This is a genomic window from Pseudidiomarina aestuarii, assembly GCF_003987355.1.
In the GTDB taxonomy this organism is placed as follows: Bacteria; Pseudomonadota; Gammaproteobacteria; order Enterobacterales; family Alteromonadaceae; genus Pseudidiomarina; species Pseudidiomarina aestuarii.
Genome location: NZ_PIPR01000001.1, coordinates 77763 through 102940, shown reverse-complemented (window position 1 = coordinate 102940; position 25178 = coordinate 77763). Strand labels below are relative to the sequence as shown.

The window sequence follows — 25178 nt, the reverse complement described above, 5'->3', positions numbered from 1 at the left end:
CTTATTAGCAAACAAAATTTATGAAAATCTGATATCAGAATAGCACAACTTGGCTGAGGAAAAAGTTTGGACGAGATATAGCAATTATAGATAGAAACTATAGGAGGAGTAGATGGCGCACTCGGGAGGACTTGAACCTCCAACCGCTCGGTTCGTAGCCGAGTACTCTATCCAATTGAGCTACGAGTGCGTATCTAAAAACTGTGGTTAACGACTGGCGCACTCGGGAGGACTTGAACCTCCAACCGCTCGGTTCGTAGCCGAGTACTCTATCCAATTGAGCTACGAGTGCGTTGTCTGTCGTTAAAAGCTGGCGGTGAGGGAGGGATTCGAACCCTCGATAGAGCTACAAACCCTATACTCCCTTAGCAGGGGAGCGCCTTCAGCCACTCGGCCACCTCACCACTTACTTGTGGCGATGAATGATAGCGGCAACGACAATAATGTCAAACGATTTTTTCCGAACCGGGTACTGTTTGTGGGATTTTTAAACACTTCGATGGATTATCGGGCACAAAGGCTTGTTTAACTAAGAATACGATCAAAAAAGCTGACAACATGTGTGTCAGCTTTTTGATGCAGGGAATTACTTATTCTCGGAGTTGTTGTCGGCATGCTCCGCTTGAATTCGCATATAAATTTCTTCGCGGTGTACTGAGACATCTTTCGGCGCATTGACACCAATGCGCACTTGGTTGCCTTTTACACCCAATACGGTGACTGTAACCTCGTCGCCAATCATCAAGGTTTCACCCACTCTACGGGTTAAGATCAACATTTGCCTGCTCCTTCCCTACTTCGGTTCCTGTACGATGAAAGCGTAGACTATATTCATCGATCGCACTACTCGCTTTCGTCATTTTAATTGTTATAGCGATTGTTATATCCTAATCGCTAAGACACTTGTGTACAAGCCTAATTATTCCGAATCACTGGTATTTACAATATCGACTCGAGATGCGCTCTCGCGGCCTCTAGAGCCGTTGTAACTTGACTAGCATCCGACCCACCAGCCTGCGCCAAATCAGGTCGTCCACCACCTTTACCACCAACACACTGTGCCGCCACATTCACTACGGCACCCGCTTGAACTTTGGTAGTTAAGTCTTTTGTGACCCCAACAATGAGGCTGACTTTACCGTCATTCACCACCGCAAGAACTACGACCCCTGAACCGATTTGATTCTTCAGATCATCAACAAGTTCACGCAATGCTTTACTTTCTACGTTATCAAGCTGTGCGATGATCACTTTAGTACCATTAATTTCTATCGCTGAACCGACCAGATCGTTTCCAGCTTGGCTGGCTAGGCGACCTTTTAACTCGTCGACCGACTTCTCGAGGGCTTTGCTACGCTCGAGCTGCGCTTGCACCCGCTCAGAAACATGATTCATGTCTGCTTTCAGCATGATCGCAATACTACGCAACTGCTGCTGTTGTTGCAGCGTGAACCGGACCGCGCCAGCACCCGTTACAGCCTCAATACGACGTACACCAGAGGCAATTCCCGCCTCACTGACAATCCGGAAAGCACCGATATCGCCAGTACGGCTCACGTGAGTTCCACCGCACAGCTCCATCGAGAAATCGCCCATAGTGACTACGCGGACGTCGTCATCATATTTCTCCCCGAACAGTGCCATAGCACCGGCCTTTTTCGCTTCTTCAATCGGCATGTGAGCGGTTTGCAAAGCGTGATTCTTGTAGATTTCTTCATTCACTTGACGCTCAATCGCGTCCAATTGCTCTGCTGTAACAGCCTCAAAGTGAGAGAAATCGAAACGCAAACGATCAGCCGTCACTAACGAACCTTTTTGCGTCACGTGTTCACCGAGTAAATTACGTAATGCGGCGTGCAACAGATGCGTGGCAGAGTGGTTCTTCTTGACCGCCGCGCGTCGCTCTGCGTCGATTTCAGCGCGTACGCGATCACCAACTTTCAAAGCACTCGCCGCTTTGCCATGATGCGCTATCGCTTTACCAATATACTGAGTATCTTCGACAATAAACTCGCCACCATTAGCCACTAAGCGACCACGGTCACCAATCTGACCACCACTTTCGGCATAGAATGGCGTTTGCGCTAGCACCACAACGCCTTGTTGACCTACTGCAAGTTCCGCCACGGGCTGTCCATCAGCGAATAACTCGACCACTTCGCTTTCATCGTCCGTCTGCTCATAACCAGTGAACTGACTGCGTACAGAGCTTTTCAGGCGCTCGTTATAATCAACGCCAAATTGCGAAGATTGTTGTGCGCGTTGGCGCTGCTGCTCCATCGCTGCTTGAAAGCCGGCTTCATCAATGGTGAGTTCTTTCTCACGTGCGATATCCGCGGTAAGGTCGACAGGGAAGCCAAATGTATCGTACAGCTTGAATACGACATCACCCGGAATCACTTGTCCATCTAAAGTCTCTAGGGCGTCATTGAGAATCGTCAAACCACGCTCGAGGGTTTTGCCGAACTGTTCCTCTTCCCGCGCTAGCGCGTCACGAATGACTTTCTTCTTCTCCACTAACTCAGGATAGGCGCTACCCATTTGTGTGCAGAGCTCTTGCACCAATTGGCTAAAGAATCCAGCTGGAGCGCCGAGCATGTTGCCATGCCGAACTGCGCGTCGAATAATACGACGTAATACATAACCACGGCCTTCATTCGATGGTTGCACACCATCGGCAATCAAAAAGCTACAAGAACGAATATGATCAGCGATCACACGCAGTGATTTGTTACTTAAATCAGTCGTTCCAATAATTCTTGCTGCGGCTTTGATTAAAGCTTCGAATAAGTCGATTTCGTAATTACTATGCACATGCTGCAGAACTGCGGAAATGCGCTCAAGCCCCATGCCTGTATCAACCGAGGGCTTCGGCAATGGTAATAAAGTGCCATCAGCCTGACGGTTATATTGCATGAATACTAGGTTCCAAATTTCGATATAGCGGTCGCCATCTTCCTCAGGTGTTCCCGGAGGACCACCCCAAACCGATTCACCATGGTCATAAAAAATTTCAGAGCAAGGACCGCATGGACCCGTATCACCCATGGCCCAAAAGTTGTCTTTGGCACCGATGCGCGAAATACGATCACGTGGAACACCTATTTCATCGGCCCAAATGTTGTAGGCTTCATCGTCCTCGGTAAAGACCGTGACCCACAGCTTTTCTTTTGGTAATTGCAACGTATCAGTCAGAAACTCCCACGCGTATTGGATGGCTTCACGCTTGAAATAATCGCCAAAACTAAAGTTCCCAAGCATTTCAAAAAACGTGTGATGGCGTGCGGTATAGCCCACATTTTCAAGGTCGTTATGCTTGCCGCCAGCGCGCAAACAACGCTGTGACGACGTGGCCCGTGAATAGTCACGGTGTTCGTCACCGAGAAAGACATCCTTAAATGGAACCATACCCGCATTGGTGAATAACAACGTTGGGTCATTGCCAGGAATTAGCGATGCTGAGGCAACACGTTGGTGGCCTCGCTCGGCAAAAAACTGAAGAAATGCTTCGCGTATTTCAGCACTAGTCATGGTCATGGCGTGTTCCTACTACCTTGCATCCAATGGGTGAAAAATTAAGGCGAAAAGACTACCACGAATGGAGACTGACGCCTAGTCTGTCGCTGCCTCTGCTTGCCAACTCAATGCCTGTTTAATTTCACTGTAGGAGAAACCGCGTTGAAGTAAATGGCGCATCATTCGGTCTCTCATTTTGGCATCCGCAGGTGGCTCATCACCAAATTTTTTTAGCAGTCGTTGATAACAGAGATCATTCCAGTCCGGCTCTAACCGCTGCAGTAGATTAGCCACGAGCTCAGTATCTAGTCCTTTGTTCTGTGCCGCCGCTTTTATTTTCTGCAAACCATCGCCGTTGGCAAGGCTGTGGCGCAACCACGCCTCAGCAAAGCGCTCATCACTTTGCCAGTTGTTCGCTTGCGCTAGCGTTAGCACTGTATCGCAAATGGTATCCGCGAATCCGCGTTGACGCAGTTTTTGCTTAAGTTCCTGCGCACTGTGTTCGCGTCGCGCCAACAGGCGCAACACCACATCTTTTGCTTGTTGCTCATCTGAAGTCATGAAATGGTACCTTTACGCAGCGTTTACAGTCACAAAAAGCGGTAGTGAGCTATCCTATTCACTAGACTCAAACTGAAACGTCGGAGAACTAATGTCGAGTTACTTTACCAAAAATATCAGTGCTATGGTGCTGCTTCCCGTTGCTACTGTGCTTATTTTGACGGGTTGCATGCCGAATACTTCTAGCCCGCACGCCAGCTTCGATGCTAGCAACACAGAGCAATCTATTCGCGTATCCGGTACTGGCACCACCTATGCCATCCCTGATGTACTGAGCTTCACGTTAGTCATTACCCGCGAAGGTGACACCGTAGCCCCCCTTAAAACAGCCGTGGATGAAGTCACTGCAAAGGTATTAGAGACGCTCTCACAAGCCAACATTGAAACCAATGACGTTCGCTCGTTTGCGGTTCAAGCACAACCACTTTACGATTACTCGGATGACCGCTCAAAACCACGTATTCGAGGCTACTCCGTAACACGTACTATAGAAGTCACTATGCGTGACCCGAGTGCTTATGATCAAGTTCTCGACCAATCTTTGGCCGCGGGAGTGTCCGCAATCCAATCAGCTAACTATCGAGTTAGCGACCCCAGTAAGCATTATGCAGAAGCACTACGGTTAGCCATTGATGATGCGCGCAGTAAAGCCGAAATCCTCGCCGCGAGTGGAGACGTTACTTTAGGTAAAATAATTCGAATCTCCGAGCATTCTTCAGCACCACAGCCAGCATTTCGAATGGAGAGCATGCGTATGGCTAGTGCCGATGTCTCGATGCCGGGTCAATCGGATATTCAAGCTCAAATTGAAGTGGTCTTCCTGATCAAATAAGAGCAATGGTTAAGCGGGTCGGTGCAACAGGGGCAGCGGTAAGGTCATACAGTGCGGTCCACCGCCGCCCGCAATCATCTCATCTGCAGCAACGGGCACGACCGCAAGGTGAGGTACTGCCGAGCGGATTAGCCGAACTGCCTCGGCATCATCAGCACGGCCAAATTGAGGCACAAACACGGCTGTTGGCGTTCGGACAAAGTTTACGTAGCTACTTAACAAGGGCTTGCTGCCGCGACGCATCACACCGGCACGACGCTGCACACTGCTAAAGAGACCAGGACTCGGTTGAAACGAGCACGTTGGTGGCAGTTCGAGAATTTTAATAGAGGTCGGTAACTGCGCAAGAATGGCAGCATCACTCTGCCGCACATTAGTATCGATTGCGAGCCACTCCGGCGTCAGAAACTGCGCCATGTTATCGACATGGCCACCCGTCTCATCAGCAGCATAAGTCGAATTGAACCAGAGATGATGGGTTGCGTTGATAGTCTTTTCTAACGCCTGTTGAATGCGACTTCTCGCAACGCTAGAAGCTCCATTGAGCCCATTATTGCGCTCGATACTGCTGCGACTCCAACACACCACACCAGCACCATTACTGTTCACTGCTCCGCCTTCAAGAATCGTTTGATGGGCGATACGTCGCCAGCCGAAACGCGCACTGAGCTCACGCACAAAAGTTTGATCAGCCGCCATATTAGGGTAGAGCCCATTCCATGCGGAAAACTGAAAGTCATGTGCTTGAATTCCAGATGGCGTTTGTGTCCACACTGGCCCAATATCACGTGGCCACGCATCATTGTAGCGAAGAGGAATGGTTTGAATAGTGGTCGGCAAGAATCGCGAAGCACGAGATAGCTCACGCGGATGCACACCCATGAGCACTGGATGATGCGCTTGGACTTCCACCAAGAAATCGGTCAGTTGACGTTGAATCGGCCGCGCTTGCTCGCGCCAAACGTCGATACGAAAGGGCCACAACGCAAGTAGTGGCCCAGGTAAACTCCAGTCTGGACAGAGCATTTAACGCTTTTTCGTTGATTGCCGAGTGTCGCGACTTACTTTGCGGGCTTGTTGCAGACGCTGAGTCTGATTTCGACGGGCTCGGGAGTAGCGCTTTTGGCGTGTTTCATTTTGGCGCGGATCGACGAACGTACGTTGCTCTGGGGGGAGTCCCACCAGCTCACGCAAATAGTTTATCTCCGGCAATTTCAGTTCACCCCAACCGCTTTGTGGTAAGCCTTGTTCGAGTTTGATGTTGCCATAGCGAACCCGCATTAAGCGGCTTACTTGCATCCCTTGCGATTCCCACAGACGACGTACTTCTCGGTTACGGCCTTCAGTGAGAACCACGTGATACCATTGGTTCATGCCTTCGCCGCCACCACGCTGAATCGACTTAAATGAAGCCGGTCCGTCCTCCAGCTGCACACCCTTTAATAAGCGTTTGATCATGGCATCATCGACTTCACCAAATACGCGCACAGCATATTCACGCTCGATTTGGTGACCGGGGTGCATTAACCGATTGGCGAGCTCGCCATCGGTGGTAAACAGCAGAAGTCCTGACGTGTTTACGTCTAATCGACCCACCGCTACCCAGCGCGAACCTTGCATACGTGGAAGGCCGTCGTAGACCGTTGGCCGCCCTTCAGGATCGCGACGCGTACACAGTTCGCCTTCTGGTTTGTGATACATGATCACCCGGCAAACCACATCTTCTGGAGGCTTAATTGTGACTTCGTGGCCATCAATTCGAACCATAGCGTTGGTATCAATACGCTCGCCTAAAGTGGCAACACGACCATCGACACTCACTCTACCAGCTGCAATTTTGGCTTCTAATTCACGGCGGGATCCATGACCCGAACGGGCCAATACTTTCTGTAATTTTTCACTCATGGGCATGTCTACTCTGTTTCTGTCGCTGTCGCAGCGGTTATCTGAGTGCTTTGCCCTGCATCCTTCACCTGACTGGGCGGCTCTGGGATATCAGGTAACTCGGCTAAGTCCTGCAAACTAAAATAATCTAAAAATTCAGGCGTCGTTGCATAAAGTTGAGGGCGCCCCGGGACTTCACGCTGCCCAACGACTTTAATCCAACCACGTTCCTGTAGTGTTTTCATAATCTGTGAGCTTACACTAACCCCCCGAATTTCTTCGATATCACCGCGTGTAATTGGCTGGCGATAAGCTATGAGTGCAAGGGTTTCGAGGAGTGCCTGTGAATACTTAGTTGGCTTCTCCTGCCACAGGTTGCTGATTATATCACCCAATTCGGCTCGCGTCTGAAATCTATAACCGGAAGCGACTTTTCGCAACTGCACGCCACGCTCTTGATAATCGCGCTGCAATTCATCCAGAACGTCTCGTATCTGCTTTTTGGTAATTTGCTGTGACTCGACCTGCTCTGCCAACTGCGATTCAGTCAGCGGTTGTTCAGCGACAAAGAGTAAGGCTTCGATGACTTGTTTAAGTTGATGCTTCTGCATAGGCACCTGTTGTTCGGTTCGCAACAGCTATATGAATGGCACTATAGGCATCAATTTGAACCACATCAATCAATGCCTCTTTGACTAACTCAAGTATTGCTAGAAAGCTAACCACAACTCCCTGGCGGCCCTCTGCAGTCTCAAAGAGCTCATGAAAAGCAAGCCGTTGTTTACTTTGCAATAGATCTAAAATTCGACTCATGCGGGCGCGAGTCGACAGTTTCTCTCGATGGACTTGGTGGTGATGTTGCAGCTCTGCATGCGCCAGTGCCTGGGCAAACGCCAACGCAAGTTCTGCTAGGGCTACTTCCGGCAGCACTGTTTGAACATGTTCTTGGGCATCCGTATGCGCGTGTGCCACAAATTCATCTCGCCCGATTTGAGGCAAGGCATCTAAATGCTGTGCACCTTGTCGAATCGCTTCATACTCTTGTAATCGTCGTACGAGTTCAGCGCGCGGATCCAATTCTTCGTCTTCGATCGCCGCAGGACGTGGCAGCAACATTCGACTTTTAATCTCGGCCAACATGGCAGCCATGACCAAGTAATCAGCAGCCAGCTCGAGCTTTAACTCCTTCATCATGTCGACATACGTCATGTATTGCTTGGTAATCGGCAGAATGGGTAAATCGACAATATCGAGCTTTTGGCGCCGAATCAGATACAGCAGCAAATCCATGGGTCCCGAAAAACTCTCGAGAATCAGTTCCAATGCATCCGGTGGAATATAGAGGTCTTCCGGTTTGTCGATAACCGGTTCGCCGCGCACAAAACCAAGCGGCAGCGACTGCTGCAGTGGCTCAGAGGAAGCGACTGACATCACCCGCTCCCTCCCGGATTACCTTCGCTGTTCCATCCGCTAAGTCAATGACGGAAGTCGGCTCCTCGCCGCGGTGTTCACCGTCAATGATGACATCAACGGCATGATCTAATTGTTCTTGAATCTCATACGGATCGGACTCTGCAAAGTCACGACCTTGCAACACTAGACTGGTCGACATCAATGGCTCGCCGAGTGCATCCAATAGCGCCACCACAATAGGATCATCCGATACGCGGATGCCAATGGTCTTGCGCTTTGGATTAAGCATACGTTTGGGCACTTCTTTGGTTGCCACTAAAATAAAGGTGTAAGGTCCAGGGGTATTATTTTTTAATAACCGAAAAGCTTGATTGTCGACGCGAGCATAGATAGACAGCTCACTCAAATCACGACACATCAAGGTAAAGTGATGTTCTTTATCGATTTCGCGAATTCGACAAATGCGTTCCATAGCATTTTTGTCACCAATTCGACAGCCGATCGCATAACCAGAGTCGGTTGGATATACCACCACACCGCCCTGACGGATAGCTGCGACAGCTTGCTCAATGAGTCGCGACTGCGGATTTTCTGGATGGATCGTTAAATACTGACTCATAGTGTTTTATTACCGAGGAAATGGGCTTTACCAATGTTGCCATATTGGCACACAGGCCTCGGGAAGGACAATATTTTTACCCAAATCACGCCAGTTTGACGGGTAATGAAAATCAGACCCCGCAGATGCCGAAAGCCCGAGTTCATTCGCAAAGGTTGCCAGCGCTTCACGTTGCCCGGGGGATTGTTGACCTACAGCTACTTCCATGCCCGTTACACCCGCATCTTTCGCTTCTTGAAGTAACCGGCGTAACCACTTGTTACTCAATTGATACGCATGAGGATGCGCTATAACACTGACACCGCCCGCTGCCGCGACGATCTGAATAGCATCTTCGAGCCGAACCCAATCACCTTTCACATAAGCAAGCTGCCCTTTGCCGAGATAACGTCGAAACACCGCATCAAATGAACTCACCCACTCTTGCTCAACTAAAGCATCAGCCAAATGTTTACGGGTTGGCATTTGATGTGGGCTGAATATCGGCAGCTCTACATGCAAACCAGCCTTGTGCAGCTTTGCCAACATCTGTTCGAAGCGAGCCAAGCGTTGTTGTTGTTGCTGATTCAGCAGATCTTGCAAGCGGTCGGCGTTGGGATCGAACTGCAGCGCGACGAGATGAATCTCAAAGTCTTCCCAACGACATGTGATTTCAACGCCAGGAATCAACTGAAGATCAAGCTGCTGCTCTGCTATTGCGTGTTCCGCAGCGGCTAATCCGGCCGTAGTATCATGGTCAGTTAGCGCCAAATGAGTCACTTCGCGTTCGGCAGCACGCATGACCAAATCAGCGGGGCTCAAAGCCCCATCTGAAAAGTTGCTATGACAATGTAGATCGTACCGAGAGGTCATCGCTTAAATTTGTGCTGCCAGTTCGGCGCCTTGTCGGATTGCTCGTTTCGCATCGAGTTCGGCAGCCACATCAGCCCCACCAATCAGATGTACCGACTGCCCAGCGTCTATCAATTGTTGCTGCAATTCACGTTGTGGAATTTGTCCCGCACAAATCACGATATGATCAACTTCCAACTCCGTCACTTCGCCATCGCGCTCGATTAAAAGTCCTTTCTCGGTAACTGCCTTGTAACTGCAGCCCGCCAGCATGGACACACCTTTTTTGGCTAAAGTAGCCCGATGCACCCACCCCGACGTTTTACCCAGACCAGCACCGACCTTGCTCGTCTTGCGCTGCAGTAGGTAAATTTGTCGAGGCGAATGCTCTTGCACGGGCTTAGTTAATCCACCACGGTCGCTGTAATTGTGATCAACGCCCCATATTTCAGACCAAGCTTTGACATCGAGTGTCGGTGACTCTTCTGTAGTGAGATATTCCGCCACATCAAAGCCGATACCACCAGCACCAATAATAGCGACTCGTTTGCCAAGTTTTTTGTGTTCTTTGAGCACATCTAAATAGCCGACTACTTGGTCTGGGTTGGCACCAGTAAGTTCAACGTCTCGCGGCACCACGCCGGTTGCTAATACCACATCATCGTACTGACCGGCTGCCAATGAATCCGCCGACTGCCGACTGTTTAAATGCAGGTTAACACCCAGTTCTTTGAGTCGTTGGTCAAAATAACGAATGGTTTCGTGAAATTCTTCTTTACCTGGAATCTGTTTTGCATAGTTGAATTGACCACCAATTTCACTGGCACTATCAAACAAGTGCACTTCATGGCCACGTTCCGCTGCATAACAGGAAAAGGCTAGTCCAGCTGGACCTGCGCCTACCACTGCAAGTTTCTTTTTGGTGCTCGCAGGATGAAACTGTAATTCAGTTTCGTAACAGGCTTGCGGATTGACCAGACAACTGGCTCGCTTGTTCTCAAACACATGGTCTAAACAGGCTTGGTTACAGGCAATACAGGTATTAATGGTATGTCCAGCGCCTTGCGCTGCTTTGTTAACGAATGCAGGGTCCGCGAGCAACGGTCGCGCCATCGACACCATATCGGCTTCGCCCTTAGCAAGAATAGACTCAGCTATTTCAGGCGTATTGATACGATTCACCGCCACAATAGGTATTGATAGCGACGCTTTCACGCGCGCAGTGATCCACGTAAAAGCACCGCGTGGTACTGACGTGACGATAGTCGGAACACGCGCTTCATGCCAACCGATACCACTGTTGATGATATTAACGCCTGCGGCTTCAACCGCTTTACCTAATTCGATTACTTCGTCGAACTGATTGCCATCAGGAACCAAATCAAGCATCGATAACCGATAGATAATAATGAAATCGGAGCCTACTGCGGCCCGTATGGCATTGATAATCTCGAGTGCAAAGCGGCTACGATTCTGAAACGAACCGCCCCACTTGTCAGATCGTTTATTCGTTCTTGGACACAAAAACTGGTTGATCAAGTAACCTTCAGACCCCATCACTTCAACGCCATCATACCCCGCCTGCTGAGCCAACTTCGCAGCACGAGCAAAATGCGCAATCGTAGTCCGAATTTGGCGATCACTCATGGCACTGGGAGTGAAAGGATTGATGGGAGCTTTGATCTTACTTGGAGCCACATTAAACGGGTGATACGCATAGCGACCTGTATGCAGAATTTGCATGCAGATTTTGGTTCCATGGCGATGCACCGCTTCCGTGATCAGTTTGTGTTTTTTGACGTGCCACGGTTTACTCAACTCACTCCCAAACGGGGCGACTCGACCACGAAAGTTAGGCGCGATACCGCCAGTCACGATAAGACCTACGCCACCTTTAGCACGTTCTTCGTAAAAGGCCGCCAATTTGGGAAAGCCATCGCGTTCTTCTTCAAGCCCAGTATGCATCGAGCCCATTAGAACGCGATTTTTCACTTGCGTGAAACCAAGGTCGAGCGGCTGCAGTAAATGTGGATAATCGTGACTCACAAAAGCCTCTTCTTAAACAACTGTTTGAATCGTTACACTCTACTGCGTTGCCGCTATGAGAACAAGCATTTCGGCGCTAGAAGTAGTAGCCAATGTTAATATTGAAACGGGTTTCAAAGTCATCACTGTCGCCGGCCATAGTGCCACCGATGAAGGGCTGGTTTTTGGCCTTCACAAAATCAACATAGGTATACAGACCACCCGCCGAAATGGCCATGCCTAGGACATTCATGATGGTGTCCTCATCGTAACCGCGCTTATTCGTCATCACGCTTAAATCGTTATAAAAAGTCAGGTTGGTGATGGGACCTATTTTGACCGGCAGGCTATAGGCAATATTTGCAGTATACAGTTCAGCCTTGCTTGGGATCGTATCGTAAAACGCATAAGCACCGACCACAATACCGTCGTTTGCCATGTCCATGTCATACTCGTATTGAGTCGCTTGGCCCATAAACGTCCAACGATCATAGGTATAGACACCATGCAGTGCATAGGCACTGCGGTCGCCTACGTCGTCTACACCATCGTTCATTTTGCCGAGTTGCCCAGATAAGCCCACTTCAAAACTACTGATGTCACTGAGCGCAAATTTGCGGGCGGCACGAACCGCGATGCTGTTGGTTTCACCGACTGCTAGGGTGGGCGTATCGTATATGCCCTCGCCACTCAAACGAACTCCGAGCGGATCATAGGCATAGCGGTCCTCTCGCGCGCTGACGGAGCCATCGATGCCACCTTGTTCGTCATTTTTGAAAAAGGCAAAGTCGAGATCCCAATCAGTATCGCGATAACGGAGCTTCACACCCGCATCGTGATCGTCCTCTAAGCCCACGTAAAAGTTGGAGCTGAAGAAATAACTATTGGAGTTATACGGAGTTACACCGAAGGGCACTTTGGTAATCCCTAATTGCCCCTGCCAATTCTCCGTAAAGTTGTAACCGACCCATGCATGTTGCAATGACTCCATGTATTGGAACCAGCGATACTGAGCCGACAGGATAACGTCACCAATGGAGCCGCTGTAATCCAGTCGAATCAAGTCAAAGTCAAAGTCACCGCCCCGATCCGTGTTGGCATCGTCGTAATCGGCCCATACATATTGCGTTCGTACCGCGCCGCCAATTGATATCGGCGCATTTTCCGCAGCCTTAACATCGTCCTCTAACTTCTCAACACGAGCCGCTAGTGCGGGACTGCTGTAGATCCGCTGACGTGGTTCCAGCTCTTCATTTGCTGTTACAGCTGGTGCTGCCGCAACTTGTTGCTCAGGCTTTTGCTGTTCCTTCAACTGTGCTTCGAGTTCACTCACGCGCTGTTGTAATGCTTGCATTTGCTGCAATAACTCCTGCACTTGTGCGGCAGTGACAGGTTCCGAACTAGTATCCTGAGCGAGCGCAGAAGCACTTAAACTCGCACTGATACACAATGCTAATAATTGCTTTTTCATAACGCCTCCCTGTTATCGCAACACATGTAGAAAATGCATGTGTTTGTGATAGTGATTAATCACATCACCTATCACCGCATCGCGCGACCAGCCAAGAATATCGTAATCTTGACCGCCCTCACGCAAGTGTACCTCAGCTCGGTAGTACTTTTTCTCTTCCGAGGCGGCACTCGCTTCCTCTACCACGTTGATAAATTTCGGCAATATGTGGCTCGTTAAATGAACTTGATAGATGAAATCAATCTCATCGCCATGAACCACTCTAAAAGTCAGTTCTTTACTGTCATCTACCTCGAGTTCGACTGTCAGACCGCTTTGTCGCATTTCTTCTGCAACTTCATCAAACGCCGGTCGAATCACTTTGTTTAAAAAGCGTTCACCAACCTGATAACTCGGGAAATCGATAATATTCTGAAAACGCTCTCGCCAGTTTTTACTGCTCATCGATGCCGCACCCAGATAGTTATTCTGCAATGCATCTTTCTTGTGAACATCGACACGCAGAGCCTTGATCAAGCCCCAGGTTGCGATCGTCAAGATAATAGTAAAGGGCAAGGCACTTGCTATCGTCATCGTTTGCAGTGCTCCTAAACCACCCGCGAGCAATAGAACAATCGCCACAACACCCTCGCCACTTGCCCAGAAGATCCGTTGCCAAACTGGCGTATCATCGCGACCATTGGAACAGAGCATGTCGACGACCATGGAACCAGAGTCCGACGACGTCACAAAAAACACGATGACCATGACTGTCGCAAGTCCCGATAAAAAGGTACTAAACGGGAAGTTCTCTAGAAATGCGAACAATGCAACGGGTACGTCGGTCTCAACCATATCAGCTAACTCAGAAGCACCTTGGTTCATAATGAGATCAATAGCTGAGTTACCAAACACGGTCATCCACATCAGCGTAAAGCCAGCTGGGACCAGTAGGACACCGGAAACAAATTCCCGAATGGTTCGTCCGCGCGAGACCCGCGCGATGAAAAGTCCTACGAATGGTGCCCAACTCAGCCACCAGCCCCAATAGAAAACAGTCCAACCACCAATCCAGTCCGTTTTTTCATAGGCAAAGAGATTGAAGGTGTTATCGACAATATCCGCGATATAAGAACCGGTATTCTGGACAAAAGCTTGCAGTAAAAATACCGTCGGCCCTGCTAACAAGACAAACAACAGTAATAATACGGCTAGTCCCATATTGAGTTCGGACAACCTACGGATACCTTTATCCAAGCCTGTGGTCACTGAAATAATCGCCAATAAAGTTACACCGACAATCAGCATCACTTGGACGGTCGTAGAAACCGGTACATCAAATAGGTAACCTAAACCGGAATTGACCTGCGACACCCCATAACCCAGTGAAGTGGCTACCCCAAACACCGTACCAATAACAGCGAACACATCAACGATGTGACCTATTGGACCATAAATCCGGTCGCCAATAAGTGGATACAGTGCGGAACGCAAGGTTAGCGGTAAACCATGTCGATAAGCAAAGAACGCAAGTATCAGAGCGACAATGGCATAGATTGCCCACGCATGAAGTCCCCAGTGGAAGAATGTAATCTTCATGGCCTCACGTGCTGCTTCTGTCGTACCTGTTTCAGCTACTGGCGGTGCCAAGAAGTGCATCACCGGCTCGGCGACACCGAAAAACATCAGTCCGATACCCATGCCGGCACTGAATAACATCGAAAACCAAGTTATTCGCGAGTAATCAGGCACCGAGTGATCAGGGCCCAGCTTAATCATTCCGTAACGGGAAAAACCAAGATAAACCACCGTCAATAAAATCATCGCAACAGCTAGTACATAGAACCAACTGCCGTTCGCAATGATGGTGGATTGCATCGTTTGGAAGAGTGAATCTGCTGAGTCAGGGAATATGGATGTGAACAACAGGATGAGGAAGATAAGACCAGCCGCAGAATAAAAAACGGGTGGATTCAGACGGGCTTTTTCGGGAGTTCCCATTCGTCTTGCTCCTTGTTTTTATTTCCTTTTAGTATAGGGACATATACAAAAGATGCGAATTTGGATCATAAAAAAAGGCTTCCACGAGGGGAAGCCTTTCTATAATCACGTTCTAATCGCAAGCGATTAAATCGTTTCTGCGCGCTCTACGATTTCAACCAATGCCCAAGTTTTTGTCTTGGATACTGGACGAGTTTCGCGAATAATCACGGTATCGCCAGTGTTGCATTCATTGTTCTCATCATGAGCATGAAGCTTAGTCGTACGAGTAATATACTTACCGTAGACTGGGTGCTTCACTCGGCGTGTTACAGCAACAGTGATAGACTTGTCCATCTTGTCGCTTGTGACACGGCCTTGCACAGTACGAATACGTTTTTCTTCAGCCATTACGCACCTGCCTTCTGAGTCAGAATAGTTTTCACACGTGCGATATCACGGCGCACTTGCTTCAACATATGAGTTTGATTCAGCTGACCAGTCGCTGCTTGCATACGCAGGTTAAACTGCTCACGACGCAAACCTAGCAATTCTTCTTGCAGCTGCTCAACGGTTTTATCATTCAGTTCGTTCGCTTTCATTACATCACCGTCCGAGTTACAAAGGTGGTTTTGAATGGCAGCTTACGGGCCGCAAGCTCAAACGCTTCACGCGCTACTGCTTCCGATACACCATCCATTTCATACAGGACACGACCTGGCTGAATTTGGGCTACCCAATATTCCACGCTACCTTTACCTTTACCCATACGCACTTCAAGTGGCTTCTGAGTGATTGGCTTATCTGGGAATACACGAATCCAAATTTTACCTTGACGTTTCACGTGACGCGTCATGGCACGACGAGCCGCTTCGATTTGACGCGCAGTCATACGACCGCGGTCAACCGCTTTCAAACCGAAAGTACCGAAGCTGACTTTGTTACCAGATTGCGCCAGGCCACGGTTACGACCTTTGTGAACCTTACGGAATTTTGTACGCTTTGGTTGTAACATCTAGTCTCTCCTTACTTACGGCCTTTAGGGCGTTTCGCTGGAGCTGCTGCAGGTTTTTCTTCAACGGGCATGCCGCCGAGTACTTCACCTTTGAAGATCCAAACTTTAACGCCGATGATACCGTAGGTGGTACCTGCTTCAGCAGTTGCGTAATCGATATCAGCACGGAGCGTGTGAAGTGGAACGCGACCTTCGCGGTACCATTCGGTACGTGCGATTTCTGCGCCGCCTAAACGACCGCTCACTTCAACTTTGATACCTTTTGCGCCTAAACGCATTGCGTTTTGTACTGCACGCTTCATCGCACGACGGAACATGACACGACGGACTAACTGACCAGTGATGTTCTCAGCAACCAGTTGTGCGTCCAATTCAGGCTTACGCACTTCTGAGATGTTGATTTGCGCTGGTACGCCAGTCAACTTAGAAACCGCTTGACGCAGCTTCTCGACGTCTTCGCCTTTCTTACCAATCACAACACCTGGACGGGCTGTGTGGATAGTGACGCGAATGCTCTTCGCTGGACGCTCGATGACGATACGCGAAACTGATGCATTGCTCAGTTGCTTGTTCAACATCTTGCGAACCAAGTGATCGCTGTGCAGGTTATCTGCGAAATCTTTCGTATTCGCGAACCAGGTTGAATTCCATGGTTTGGTGATACCTAGGCGAATACCATTAGGATGTACTTTCTGACCCATAACTTATCTCCTAGCTATCTGATACAACCACAGTAATGTGGCTGGTACGCTTAAAGATACGATCAGCACGACCTTTCGCACGAGGCTTGATGCGTTTCATAGTTGGACCTTCGTCTACCATGATTTTCGCAACTTTCAGCTCGTCGATGTCAGCGCCTTCGTTGTGTTCAGCATTCGCGATGGCTGACTCCAACACCTTTTTCAGCAGACCAGCTGCATCTTTAGGGCTGTAAGCCAGTACTTCCAACGCTTTCGCTACTGGAAGACCACGAATCTGGTCAGCAACCAACCGGCCTTTTTGCGCAGAAAGTTTGGCAAACTTGTGAATAGCAATAGCTTCCATCTCTCGTCTCCCTTAACGTTTCTTCGCTTTCTTATCAGCGGCATGGCCACGATAAGTGCGGGTTGGTGCAAATTCACCAAGCTTGTGACCAATCATTTCGTCAGAGACGAATACTGGCACGTGCTGGCGACCGTTATGAACAGCAATAGTTAAGCCGATCATATCAGGGATAATCATTGAACGGCGGGACCAAGTTTTAATTGGCTTCTTGTCCCCGGCTTCCAACGCTTTCTCCACCTTATTCAATAGGTGAAGGTCAATAAATGGACCTTTTTTAAGAGAACGTGGCATGTTAAATCCTCAACTCTTATTTGTTGCGACGACGTACGATGAACTTATCGGTACGCTTGTTTTTACGGGTCTTATAACCCTTCGTCGGTGTACCCCATGGAGTAACCGGATGACGACCACCTGAAGTACGACCTTCACCACCACCGTGTGGGTGATCAACTGGGTTCATCGCCACACCGCGAACGGTAGGACGAACACCACGCCAGCGCGTTGCACCAGCTTTACCCAATTGACGCAGCATGTGTTCTGCGTTGCCGACTTCACCGATGGTTGCACGACACTCTGACTGGATCCGGCGAACTTCACCAGAACGCAGACGTAAGGTCACGTACGCGCCATCGCGAGCCAAAACCTGTACTGAAGCACCAGCTGAACGAGCCATCTGAGCGCCTTTGCCAGGCTTCATTTCAATTGCGTGCACAACCGAACCTACTGGAATATTACGCAGTGGCAAAGTGTTACCCGCTTTGATAGGTGCATCAGCACCCGATTGAACTTTATCACCAGCTTTCAGATTCTTAGGAGCTAGGATGTAACGACGCTCACCATCTGCATACAACACCAAAGCGATGTTTGCAGAACGGTTTGGATCATATTCCAAACGCTCAACTTTTGCTGGGATACCGTCTTTATCACGCTTGAAGTCAATCATGCGATAGTGTTGCTTATGACCACCACCGATGTGACGTACCGTGATACGACCATTATTGTTACGTCCGCCTTTCTTGTTGTTTTTATCCAACAACGGGGCGTAAGGCTTACCTTTGTACAGATCTTCGTTTACCACTTTAACGAGGTGACGACGACCTGGTGACGTAGGCTTACACTTAACTAATGCCATGTGAATTCCTCCTGTTACTCAGCGCCGCCGACGAAGTCGATGTCCGCACCTTCTTTCAGGGTGACATACGCTTTCTTCCAGTCACTACGCTTACCGAAGCGCATGCCTGTACGTTTGGTTTTGCCTTTTACGTTGACAGTGCGAACACCTTCAACTTCAACTTCAAACAACTTCTCAACAGCTGCTTTGATTTCAGTTTTGGTAGCGTTCGTAGCAACTTTGAATACCACAGTATTCGCAGTCTCTGCAGTCATAGTCGACTTCTCAGAAACGTGAGGAGCCAAGATTACTTGAAGTAAACGTTCTTCGCGCATCATGACAATACCTCCTCAAGCTGCTTCACTGCTTCAGCAGTCATCAATACTTTTTCAAAAGCAATCAGGCTCACTGGATCAACGCCTTGAACATCACGTACATCAACTTTATGCAAGTTGCGTGACGCTAAGAACAAGTTCTCTTCAACTTCTTTCGTCACGATCAATACGTCACTCAAATCCATTGCTTTTAACTTGGCAGCTAATTGCTTAGTCTTTGGTGAATCAACACCAAAGTTTTCGACCACAATCAGACGGTCCTGACGAACCAGTTCTGACAAAATGCTTTTCAAAGCACCGCGGTACATTTTTTTGTTTACTTTTTGGTCGTGGCTACGTGGTTTTGCTGCAAACGTAGTACCACCAGAGCGCCAGATTGGGCTACGGATAGTACCTGCACGAGCACGGCCAGTACCTTTTTGGCGCCATGGCTTTTTGCCACCGCCAGATACTTCAGAACGCGTTTTCTGTGCTTTGGAGCCCTGACGAGCACCCGCTGCATAGGCAACAACTACCTGATGTACCAAAGCTTCGTTGAACTCGCGTCCAAAGGTTGCTTCGGAAACTTCAAGAGCGCCTTTTGCGTCTTTAAATGTTAATTCCATCACCATTCTCCTCGGACGTTACGCCTTAGCCTTGACTGCTGGCTTGATGATGACATCACCGCCAGTAGCACCAGGGACAGCGCCACGAACCAATAACAAGCCACGCTCAGCGTCTACACGTACAACATCTAGAGTTTGCACGGTAATTTGCTTGTTACCCATTTGGCCTGCCATTTTCTTGCCTTTGAATACCCGACCCGGAGACTGGTTCTGACCGATAGAACCCGGCGCGCGATGCGACAACGAGTTACCATGAGTAGCGTCTTGAGTACGGAAATTCCAGCGCTTAACAGCACCTTGGAAACCTTTACCTTTAGAGGTGCCGGTAACGTCAACTTTTTTGGTGTCTGCAAATATTTCGACAGTGATTTCAGAACCTACTGCGTAATCTTCACCTTCACCGTTCTCTAGGCGGAATTCCCAGAGTCCGCGACCTGCTTCGACACCAGCTTTCGCATAGTGACCCGCAAGTGGTTTAGTAACGCGGTTTGCTTTTTTCTCACCTGTTGTAACTTGAAGCGCACGATAGCCGTCGGTGTCCTCAGATTTAACCTGAGTCACACGGTTTGCTGTCACTTCGATCACAGTAACAGGTACAGAAGCGCCGTCTTCTTGGAAGACGCGAGTCATTCCTACTTTACGACCGACTAGACCAATAGCCATTGTTAAAACCTCTCGTGTGTAATCCTATTACTGCCCGCTTAACCCAGGCTGATTTGTACATCAACGCCAGCTGCCAGGTCCAAACGCATTAAAGCGTCAACGGTCTTGTCAGTTGGGTCCATGATGTCAATCAAACGCTTGTGGGTACGGATTTCGTACTGGTCACGCGCATCTTTATTTACGTGTGGTGAAATCAACACAGTAAAACGTTCTTTGCGCGTAGGCAGTGGGATTGGACCACGTACCTGAGCACCAGTGCGTTTAGCAGTTTCAACGATTTCTGCTGTTGACTGGTCAATCAGACGGTGATCGAACGCTTTCAAGCGAATCCGAATTCTTTGATTAGCCATGTAAATAGCCTCAATATAAAGAGCATTTAAAAAAGAGCACAGAAAAAAACCGCCACCCTGGCACATACCGGGTGAGGTATTTTCAACGAAAATACATTCAATCCCCTATCGGGACTGCTGTGGCAACCTAAATACAGTCAGCAAAATCCCCGAGGGGTTTCCAACTGTGGTCGCGAATTATACGCTTTTGAAGGGGAAAAGCAACACCGAAATGACAAGGCGCTCTTGGTTACTAGCTACTTGCTATTCGCACACACCGATCGAGGTAGTTCAAGTAGCGAGTAGCTAGTAACCAATTGCGCTGTTTTGGGCTAGTTGTTGGCGGCGTACGCCTCTACCTCGCGCCATACGCGAAGTAAGTTTTCGTTCAGGATTTTCTTGATATCAGCGTCCGAGTAACCGCGGTCAAGTAAGCCTTGAATCAGGTTCGGATAGCTCGCGACATCTTTGAGTCCGACTGGCAACGAATCACCGACGCCGTCATAGTCAGAACCAATACCAACATAGTCAATACCCACCAAGTCGACCACATGGTCGATATGATCGAGCACTTGCTCTAACGTCGCGAATGGGTATGGATTGCTACTGCGTAATTTTTCAATACGTGCTTGGGCTTCTTCAGAATCAGCGCCGAGCTCTTCACGAATCGCCTCAGCTTGCTTCGCAATCATTGCGTTGTAACGGTTGGCTTGCTGTGTCACGAAAGCGCTACCGTAGTTGATCATGATGACACCACCGTTATCGGCGAGTGCTTTAATCATATCGTCGCTCATATTGCGTTCAAAGCCTGGGGTATATCGACGCAGCGATGAGTGTGAAGCAATAACGGGGACTTTCGTGACTTCAAGTGTTTGCCAAAATGCCTCGTCAGACACATGCGAAATATCGACCATCACGCCGGTATTATTCATTGCTTCAACGAGCTCAACACCAAATGGGCTTAATCCATTCCATTGTTTACGAATATCGTAGGAAGAGTCGGCAATATGATTTGATTCAGAATGCGCCAACGTGATGTAACGAATGCCGCGCTCATAAAAAGTTTGTAAGTTTGCCAAGTCGCCTTCAATTGGCGAACCGTTTTCCATTCCCATCGCAATCGAAATAACGCCGCGCTCATACTGCTCTTCGACATCAGCAACACTGTAAGCAATATCGAATTTGTCAGGAGCGCGATAGGCAAGTGCTTCCATGCTATCAATCAATTTGTGCGCTAGCTGGTAGCTGGCGCCTTCGGTACGTTCGAGGTTTGCTGGGATATAAATGGACATGAAAGGCACATTGAGACCACCAACAACTGCTCGTGGATAGTCAAAGTCACCACGTTGGGTGGCTACCGTGACATCTTCCCAATCTTTTTCGAGTCGATAAGGAACGTCGATGTGGGTATCAATAATGAGATTATCTTGCGCAAGCTGAACTGCTTTATCACTTGCTTGATAGGTTTGTGCTACTGCTGAAGCGCTTAAAGTTAGGGCGCTCACCAAGCCAATCAGTACATGCTGTTTCACCGGCAACTTCCTCTTGTTGTCGACTCAATTGAGTCACTTTTGAAGAGTTGCAGACTAGCACAACTGGGATCGGTGATCACCCTGATTTGTGTGAGCTTACCGCACTGGACGCGATGACTACCGCACCCGCTACCACCGTACCAACTACGGGTGCGATCATCATCAGCGTGAGGAACATAGGTTGTAATAACATCCTTGGAACCTCCACTCTTACTCGTCTGCAGCTTTCGCTTTAGTGTCAGTGGTCACTGCTGCTACGGTGACGGCAGGTTCTTGTTCTTCGTCAGCAAAAGCAAGTTTCCAATCATTTACAGTCGCTTCAAGTGCAGATTTGGTTGCATTCACCAGCTCTACTTGAATGCTCTCAACTTGCGCGCTAAACATTGCACCTAAGTTCAATTCCAGTGACGACTTGTCATTGTTTGCCAATGCACTACTAGATGCGCTCAAAACAACTGCTGCAACCGCTACTTTTAACATGGTGTTCATTTTCGTTTTCCTTATCGAGGTTTTGATACTTCACGTTACGGCTGTGAATACTGGTTAAGTCGATAAGAACAGAGCAAAGGTTGTGCCAACTTTTATGTTTTGTATTTAAATATATGTTTTTATTGATATTTATTTTTACCTGCTGATAAAGCAGAGACTAAGATGGTTACAAGGATGGTGAAACGGAGAGACATCACAGAATAGTTAGTTGGCGTATTCCGCTACTTTTTGGTGAAATTTTTCGCGCGCTGCAGCCACTTCTTTGAGCGCGAATTCAAATAACTCTGCCGCAGATTGCGCGGTTGGTCCTTGTTGACTCATGACTTGCCGCCAACGCTTCGCGCCCGGTTGGCCGTTGAACAGACCTAACATATGCCGAACCACATGCCAGACTCGTCCACCGGCCTGAACATGACTATCGATATAGGGAATCATTGCCACCAGCACCTGTTCGGTAGAGGGCACATGGGTGTCATAGCCGAGTATGCCGTCAAACGAGCCAATCAACTCAGGATTTTGATAGGCCTCACGACCAACCATAACACCATCAACGCGCTGCAGATGTTCAGCAATCGCTTCTGCAGTTTTAATACCACCATTGATACTGATGTGGAGCTGTGGATAGCGCTCTTTCATACGGTAGACACGATCATACTGCAGCGGCGGAATTTCCCGATTCTGCTTTGGACTGAGACCCTTCAACCAAGCGGTCCGCGCATGTAACGTAAAGTGTTGGCAGCCGGCCGCCATTACAGGTTCCATAAAGCGCTGCAAGAACTCATCACTATCTTGGTCATCAATACCCAATCGAGTTTTCACCGAGATACGCGCCGTAGGCGCAGACTTCCGCATTGCTTCCACACACTCAGCGATAGTCTCAGGCGTTGTCATCAAACACGCGCCGAAGCTGCCATTTTGAACGCGCTCAGACGGACACCCAACATTGATATTTACTTCATGATAGCCGCGCTCTGAAGCGATAGCGGTACATTCAGCCATCGCTATTGGGTCACTACCACCAAGCTGTAAAACTACAGGCTGTTCGGCATCGTTAAACCCAAGGTGATCTTGTTGGCCAAATAGAATCGCTCCCGTGGTCACCATTTCAGTGTATAGAACGGTGTGTTGAGAAAATTGTCTATGAAAGTAGCGACAGTGCCGATCAGTCCAATCCAGCATCGGTGCTACAGCAATTAATTGACTCATGACTCTCTGTTTAACCTAACTCAAACCACATAATTTGGGGCTGCGTATGATACCAGCCCCATTACTCAATACCAGTTTTATTGCGTAAGCTTTCCTAGAGTGGCGCAGTCAACTTTGGCGCGCGACGTGCTTTAGTACGCTGCTCGAAGTCGTATGCGGCTTCAATCAGTATCGGTTCACTCTTTGCTGTCCCAAAGAAACTCAAACCAATCGGTAAATGATGCACAAAGCCCATAGGCACACTGATGTGTGGGTATCCTGCAACCGCCGCGGCTCCGCTCGCGGACCCGAGAAAGTGGTCGCCAGTAATCAAGTCAATTTTCCAGGCCGGTCCACCTGTCGGAGCAATCAACAAATCAAGATCATGCGCTTCTAATAGCGCATCGATACCCTCGGTGCCTGCTTTACGTTTCGCGTCAGCCCGAGCTTGCTCGTAGGCTTCTTGTTGTTCAGCTGTGCGTTGCTCTGCCATCTCGAATAACTCTTGACCAAACCACGGCATCACTCGACTCGCATGTGCTTGGTTCGCTGCAATCAGGTCGCTTAAGGATGCGTAATCAGGGTGAGGGCTTGCCTCAAAATACGCTTGCATATCGGCTTTGAACTCGTGCAACAAAACCGTGAATTCATCCCCACCCCAGTTGCGACCATTTGGGAATGAGAGCTCATCGACTAATTCCGCACCTGCTTCCTGCAATACGGCAAGTTGCTGTTCAAACAACGCATCAACACCCGCATGATAGCCGGCCAGCTCACGGACGATACCTATACGCTTGCCGCGTAAACCATCCGCTTTTAAATGTGCCGTGAAATCGACTGCTGCATCGAAGCTGGCAGCATCAGCACTATCCTGTCCAGTCATGGCGTTCAATAGATACACAGCATCACGAACGGTTCGCGTCAGCGGGCCAGCAGTATCTTGACTCGACGAAATCGGAATAATCCCGTCACGACTCAGGAGTCCAACGGTTGGCTTGATGGTAACAACCCCGTTAATCGTCGCTGGACAAGTCAATGAACCGTCCGTTTCAGTACCGACCGCAAGCGCAACAAAGTTCGCGCTCACGGCTGCTGCAGAGCCCGAGCTTGAGCCACAAGCTGTGCGCGAGGTATCGAACGGATTCTTGACCTGACCACCAAAGCTACTCCAACCCGAAGCCGATGACGTGGAGCGAAAATTCGCCCACTCACTCAAATTAGCTTTACCCATAATGATGGCACCCGCAGCACGAAGACGCTGCACAATAAAGGCATCATCCGGTGCAAAATGCTCTCTAAGTAACCACGAGCCACCGGTATTCGGCATCCCGTCTGCCGTATCGATGTTGTCTTTCAGAAGCACCGGAATGCCATGTAAGGGTCCGCGAACATTACCTGCAGAGCGCTCGGCATCGAGCGTTTCAGCTATTTGATGCAGTGTTTCACTGTCCAGCAGCGTGTTCACCGCGCGCAAATCAGCACCGTCTTGGTTGTGCTGATAGATTCGCGCTAAATAGAAGTTCACCACGTCCACGCTAGTGAAGTCGCCGTTAGCCATGCCTTCTTGTAATTGATCAACACTAAATTCCTGTAAATCGAGTTCGGCCGCAACGGCTGAATGTACGACCGCGCCGATACTCATCAGCAAGGCGAATAGGTATCCTACAAACCACTTCTTCATTATTATTCTCTCTCTAGAAGATGAATCGAGAAAAGCTGAACGACTGAGTCTATCCCAGTCGTAAACCCCGTGGTAAAC

General features: G+C 49.0%; 28 protein-coding genes and 3 tRNA genes. 1 reads left to right on the top strand and 30 read right to left on the bottom strand.

The genetic code is table 11. The annotated features are described in order from the left end of the window. Positions 1-113 precede the first annotated feature (113 nt). The 6 genes from CWE22_RS00505 to CWE22_RS00480 form a co-directional block, all read right to left on the bottom strand. Positions 114-190 (bottom strand) — tRNA-Arg (locus CWE22_RS00505). Between the two features lie 25 nt (positions 191-215). After that, positions 216-292: transfer RNA gene (locus CWE22_RS00500), tRNA-Arg, on the bottom strand. Between the two features lie 19 nt (positions 293-311). Beyond that, positions 312-404, bottom strand: a tRNA-Ser gene (locus CWE22_RS00495). Positions 405-586: 182 nt separating this feature from the next. Beyond that, a complete protein-coding gene (gene csrA / locus CWE22_RS00490) occupies positions 587-778 on the bottom strand; it encodes a carbon storage regulator CsrA (protein WP_169929459.1) in 192 nt (63 codons plus the stop codon). Between the two features lie 161 nt (positions 779-939). Next, the gene (gene alaS / locus CWE22_RS00485; RefSeq protein WP_169929458.1) at positions 940-3537 is read right to left on the bottom strand and encodes an alanine--tRNA ligase; all 2598 of its coding nucleotides are present in this window, start codon (positions 3535-3537) and stop codon (positions 940-942) included. A 75-nt stretch (positions 3538-3612) separates the two neighbouring features. Beyond that, on the bottom strand, positions 3613-4077 hold the full coding sequence (locus tag CWE22_RS00480) for a regulatory protein RecX (protein ID WP_169929457.1): 465 nt from the start codon (positions 4075-4077) through the stop codon (positions 3613-3615). A 91-nt stretch (positions 4078-4168) separates the two neighbouring features. Between CWE22_RS00480 and CWE22_RS00475 the strand changes: the two genes are divergently transcribed. Continuing rightward, positions 4169-4909, top strand: a complete 741-nt coding sequence (locus CWE22_RS00475) for an SIMPL domain-containing protein (RefSeq protein ID WP_169929456.1) — start codon at positions 4169-4171, stop codon at positions 4907-4909. A 9-nt stretch (positions 4910-4918) separates the two neighbouring features. Here the strand turns inward: CWE22_RS00475 and CWE22_RS00470 are convergent, their stop codons facing one another. From CWE22_RS00470 to CWE22_RS00355, 24 genes are all read right to left on the bottom strand, one after another. Continuing rightward, the gene (locus CWE22_RS00470; RefSeq protein WP_169929455.1) at positions 4919-5935 is read right to left on the bottom strand and encodes an agmatine deiminase family protein; all 1017 of its coding nucleotides are present in this window, start codon (positions 5933-5935) and stop codon (positions 4919-4921) included. Continuing rightward, positions 5936-6814: a 23S rRNA pseudouridine(2605) synthase RluB gene (rluB, locus tag CWE22_RS00465; protein WP_169929454.1), complete on the bottom strand. Its 879-nt coding sequence runs from the start codon at positions 6812-6814 to the stop codon at positions 5936-5938. A gap of 8 nt (positions 6815-6822) precedes the next feature. Beyond that, positions 6823-7404: an SMC-Scp complex subunit ScpB gene (scpB, locus tag CWE22_RS00460; protein ID WP_169929453.1), complete on the bottom strand. Its 582-nt coding sequence runs from the start codon at positions 7402-7404 to the stop codon at positions 6823-6825. Continuing rightward, a complete protein-coding gene (locus CWE22_RS00455; RefSeq protein ID WP_169929452.1) occupies positions 7385-8224 on the bottom strand; it encodes a segregation and condensation protein A in 840 nt (279 codons plus the stop codon). Before CWE22_RS00455 ends, scpB begins: the two co-directional genes overlap by 20 nt. After that, positions 8205-8825: an L-threonylcarbamoyladenylate synthase gene (locus tag CWE22_RS00450; RefSeq protein ID WP_169929451.1), complete on the bottom strand. Its 621-nt coding sequence runs from the start codon at positions 8823-8825 to the stop codon at positions 8205-8207. The genes CWE22_RS00455 and CWE22_RS00450 overlap by 20 nt, the downstream gene beginning before the upstream one ends. A gap of 27 nt (positions 8826-8852) precedes the next feature. Then, positions 8853-9677: a PHP domain-containing protein gene (locus CWE22_RS00445; protein WP_169929450.1), complete on the bottom strand. Its 825-nt coding sequence runs from the start codon at positions 9675-9677 to the stop codon at positions 8853-8855. Between the two features lie 3 nt (positions 9678-9680). Beyond that, positions 9681-11702 carry an NADPH-dependent 2,4-dienoyl-CoA reductase gene (locus CWE22_RS00440; protein ID WP_169929449.1) on the bottom strand — a complete coding sequence of 674 codons (2022 nt, stop codon included), beginning with the start codon at positions 11700-11702 and terminating at the stop codon, positions 9681-9683. A 76-nt stretch (positions 11703-11778) separates the two neighbouring features. Then, complete coding sequence (locus tag CWE22_RS00435) at positions 11779-13152, bottom strand: DUF3138 family protein (protein ID WP_169929448.1); 1374 nt, start codon at positions 13150-13152, stop codon at positions 11779-11781. A 12-nt stretch (positions 13153-13164) separates the two neighbouring features. Then, complete coding sequence (locus CWE22_RS00430) at positions 13165-15132, bottom strand: BCCT family transporter (RefSeq protein WP_169929447.1); 1968 nt, start codon at positions 15130-15132, stop codon at positions 13165-13167. Positions 15133-15258: 126 nt separating this feature from the next. Beyond that, entirely contained in the window at positions 15259-15522 is a 264-nt protein-coding gene (rpsQ, locus tag CWE22_RS00425; RefSeq protein WP_169929446.1) for a 30S ribosomal protein S17, read from the bottom strand. Beyond that, positions 15522-15713 (bottom strand): 50S ribosomal protein L29, encoded by a 192-nt coding sequence (gene rpmC, locus CWE22_RS00420; protein ID WP_169929445.1) that lies wholly within the window; start codon positions 15711-15713, stop codon positions 15522-15524. Before rpmC ends, rpsQ begins: the two co-directional genes overlap by 1 nt. Beyond that, positions 15713-16126 carry a 50S ribosomal protein L16 gene (gene rplP, locus CWE22_RS00415; protein WP_169929444.1) on the bottom strand — a complete coding sequence of 138 codons (414 nt, stop codon included), beginning with the start codon at positions 16124-16126 and terminating at the stop codon, positions 15713-15715. The genes rpmC and rplP overlap by 1 nt, the downstream gene beginning before the upstream one ends. A gap of 11 nt (positions 16127-16137) precedes the next feature. Beyond that, the gene (gene rpsC, locus CWE22_RS00410) at positions 16138-16827 is read right to left on the bottom strand and encodes a 30S ribosomal protein S3 (protein WP_169929443.1); all 690 of its coding nucleotides are present in this window, start codon (positions 16825-16827) and stop codon (positions 16138-16140) included. Positions 16828-16837: 10 nt separating this feature from the next. Beyond that, positions 16838-17170: a 50S ribosomal protein L22 gene (rplV, locus tag CWE22_RS00405; protein ID WP_169929442.1), complete on the bottom strand. Its 333-nt coding sequence runs from the start codon at positions 17168-17170 to the stop codon at positions 16838-16840. Between the two features lie 12 nt (positions 17171-17182). Beyond that, positions 17183-17461 carry a 30S ribosomal protein S19 gene (gene rpsS / locus CWE22_RS00400; protein ID WP_026860408.1) on the bottom strand — a complete coding sequence of 93 codons (279 nt, stop codon included), beginning with the start codon at positions 17459-17461 and terminating at the stop codon, positions 17183-17185. A 16-nt stretch (positions 17462-17477) separates the two neighbouring features. Further along, on the bottom strand, positions 17478-18302 hold the full coding sequence (gene rplB, locus CWE22_RS00395; protein ID WP_169929441.1) for a 50S ribosomal protein L2: 825 nt from the start codon (positions 18300-18302) through the stop codon (positions 17478-17480). 14 nt (positions 18303-18316) lie between these two features. After that, positions 18317-18619 carry a 50S ribosomal protein L23 gene (rplW, locus tag CWE22_RS00390; protein WP_169929440.1) on the bottom strand — a complete coding sequence of 101 codons (303 nt, stop codon included), beginning with the start codon at positions 18617-18619 and terminating at the stop codon, positions 18317-18319. Next, positions 18616-19221, bottom strand: a complete 606-nt coding sequence (gene rplD, locus CWE22_RS00385) for a 50S ribosomal protein L4 (RefSeq protein ID WP_169929439.1) — start codon at positions 19219-19221, stop codon at positions 18616-18618. Before rplD ends, rplW begins: the two co-directional genes overlap by 4 nt. Before the next feature lie 18 nt (positions 19222-19239). Beyond that, a complete protein-coding gene (rplC, locus tag CWE22_RS00380; RefSeq protein WP_169929438.1) occupies positions 19240-19884 on the bottom strand; it encodes a 50S ribosomal protein L3 in 645 nt (214 codons plus the stop codon). Positions 19885-19922: 38 nt separating this feature from the next. Further along, entirely contained in the window at positions 19923-20234 is a 312-nt protein-coding gene (gene rpsJ / locus CWE22_RS00375; protein WP_008488677.1) for a 30S ribosomal protein S10, read from the bottom strand. A 311-nt stretch (positions 20235-20545) separates the two neighbouring features. Continuing rightward, the gene (locus tag CWE22_RS00370) at positions 20546-21730 is read right to left on the bottom strand and encodes a dipeptidase (protein ID WP_420821040.1); all 1185 of its coding nucleotides are present in this window, start codon (positions 21728-21730) and stop codon (positions 20546-20548) included. 225 nt (positions 21731-21955) lie between these two features. Further along, positions 21956-22234 (bottom strand): hypothetical protein, encoded by a 279-nt coding sequence (locus CWE22_RS00365; RefSeq protein ID WP_169929436.1) that lies wholly within the window; start codon positions 22232-22234, stop codon positions 21956-21958. Positions 22235-22438: 204 nt separating this feature from the next. Beyond that, complete coding sequence (gene dusA, locus CWE22_RS00360; RefSeq protein WP_169929435.1) at positions 22439-23440, bottom strand: tRNA dihydrouridine(20/20a) synthase DusA; 1002 nt, start codon at positions 23438-23440, stop codon at positions 22439-22441. A 94-nt stretch (positions 23441-23534) separates the two neighbouring features. Next, positions 23535-25100, bottom strand: coding sequence for an amidase (locus CWE22_RS00355; RefSeq protein WP_169929434.1), 1566 nt, complete (start codon positions 25098-25100; stop codon positions 23535-23537). Positions 25101-25178 lie beyond the last annotated feature (78 nt).

Excerpts from the sequence above, each read along its gene's own strand:
- rpsJ (WP_008488677.1), bottom strand. The coding sequence starts at position 20,234 with ATGGCTAATCAAAGAATTCGGATTCGCTTGAAAGCGTTCGATCACCGT.
- rpmC (WP_169929445.1), bottom strand. The coding sequence starts at position 15,713 with ATGAAAGCGAACGAACTGAATGATAAAACCGTTGAGCAGCTGCAAGAA.
- rplP (WP_169929444.1), bottom strand. The coding sequence starts at position 16,126 with ATGTTACAACCAAAGCGTACAAAATTCCGTAAGGTTCACAAAGGTCGT.
- CWE22_RS00455 (WP_169929452.1), bottom strand. The coding sequence starts at position 8,224 with ATGTCAGTCGCTTCCTCTGAGCCACTGCAGCAGTCGCTGCCGCTTGGT.
- rpsS (WP_026860408.1), bottom strand. The coding sequence starts at position 17,461 with ATGCCACGTTCTCTTAAAAAAGGTCCATTTATTGACCTTCACCTATTG.
- rplW (WP_169929440.1), bottom strand. The coding sequence starts at position 18,619 with ATGATGCGCGAAGAACGTTTACTTCAAGTAATCTTGGCTCCTCACGTT.
- CWE22_RS00355 (WP_169929434.1), bottom strand. The coding sequence starts at position 25,100 with ATGAAGAAGTGGTTTGTAGGATACCTATTCGCCTTGCTGATGAGTATC.
- CWE22_RS00475 (WP_169929456.1), top strand. The coding sequence starts at position 4,169 with ATGTCGAGTTACTTTACCAAAAATATCAGTGCTATGGTGCTGCTTCCC.
- CWE22_RS00430 (WP_169929447.1), bottom strand. The coding sequence starts at position 15,132 with ATGGGAACTCCCGAAAAAGCCCGTCTGAATCCACCCGTTTTTTATTCT.
- CWE22_RS00470 (WP_169929455.1), bottom strand. The coding sequence starts at position 5,935 with ATGCTCTGTCCAGACTGGAGTTTACCTGGGCCACTACTTGCGTTGTGG.
- CWE22_RS00480 (WP_169929457.1), bottom strand. The coding sequence starts at position 4,077 with ATGACTTCAGATGAGCAACAAGCAAAAGATGTGGTGTTGCGCCTGTTG.
- CWE22_RS00435 (WP_169929448.1), bottom strand. The coding sequence starts at position 13,152 with ATGAAAAAGCAATTATTAGCATTGTGTATCAGTGCGAGTTTAAGTGCT.
- dusA (WP_169929435.1), bottom strand. The coding sequence starts at position 23,440 with ATGAGTCAATTAATTGCTGTAGCACCGATGCTGGATTGGACTGATCGG.
- csrA (WP_169929459.1), bottom strand. The coding sequence starts at position 778 with ATGTTGATCTTAACCCGTAGAGTGGGTGAAACCTTGATGATTGGCGAC.
- rpsQ (WP_169929446.1), bottom strand. The coding sequence starts at position 15,522 with ATGGCTGAAGAAAAACGTATTCGTACTGTGCAAGGCCGTGTCACAAGC.
- CWE22_RS00365 (WP_169929436.1), bottom strand. The coding sequence starts at position 22,234 with ATGAACACCATGTTAAAAGTAGCGGTTGCAGCAGTTGTTTTGAGCGCA.
- rplC (WP_169929438.1), bottom strand. The coding sequence starts at position 19,884 with ATGGCTATTGGTCTAGTCGGTCGTAAAGTAGGAATGACTCGCGTCTTC.
- rplV (WP_169929442.1), bottom strand. The coding sequence starts at position 17,170 with ATGGAAGCTATTGCTATTCACAAGTTTGCCAAACTTTCTGCGCAAAAA.
- rluB (WP_169929454.1), bottom strand. The coding sequence starts at position 6,814 with ATGAGTGAAAAATTACAGAAAGTATTGGCCCGTTCGGGTCATGGATCC.
- alaS (WP_169929458.1), bottom strand. The coding sequence starts at position 3,537 with ATGACCATGACTAGTGCTGAAATACGCGAAGCATTTCTTCAGTTTTTT.
- scpB (WP_169929453.1), bottom strand. The coding sequence starts at position 7,404 with ATGCAGAAGCATCAACTTAAACAAGTCATCGAAGCCTTACTCTTTGTC.
- rplB (WP_169929441.1), bottom strand. The coding sequence starts at position 18,302 with ATGGCATTAGTTAAGTGTAAGCCTACGTCACCAGGTCGTCGTCACCTC.
- CWE22_RS00450 (WP_169929451.1), bottom strand. The coding sequence starts at position 8,825 with ATGAGTCAGTATTTAACGATCCATCCAGAAAATCCGCAGTCGCGACTC.
- rpsC (WP_169929443.1), bottom strand. The coding sequence starts at position 16,827 with ATGGGTCAGAAAGTACATCCTAATGGTATTCGCCTAGGTATCACCAAA.
- CWE22_RS00445 (WP_169929450.1), bottom strand. The coding sequence starts at position 9,677 with ATGACCTCTCGGTACGATCTACATTGTCATAGCAACTTTTCAGATGGG.
- rplD (WP_169929439.1), bottom strand. The coding sequence starts at position 19,221 with ATGGAATTAACATTTAAAGACGCAAAAGGCGCTCTTGAAGTTTCCGAA.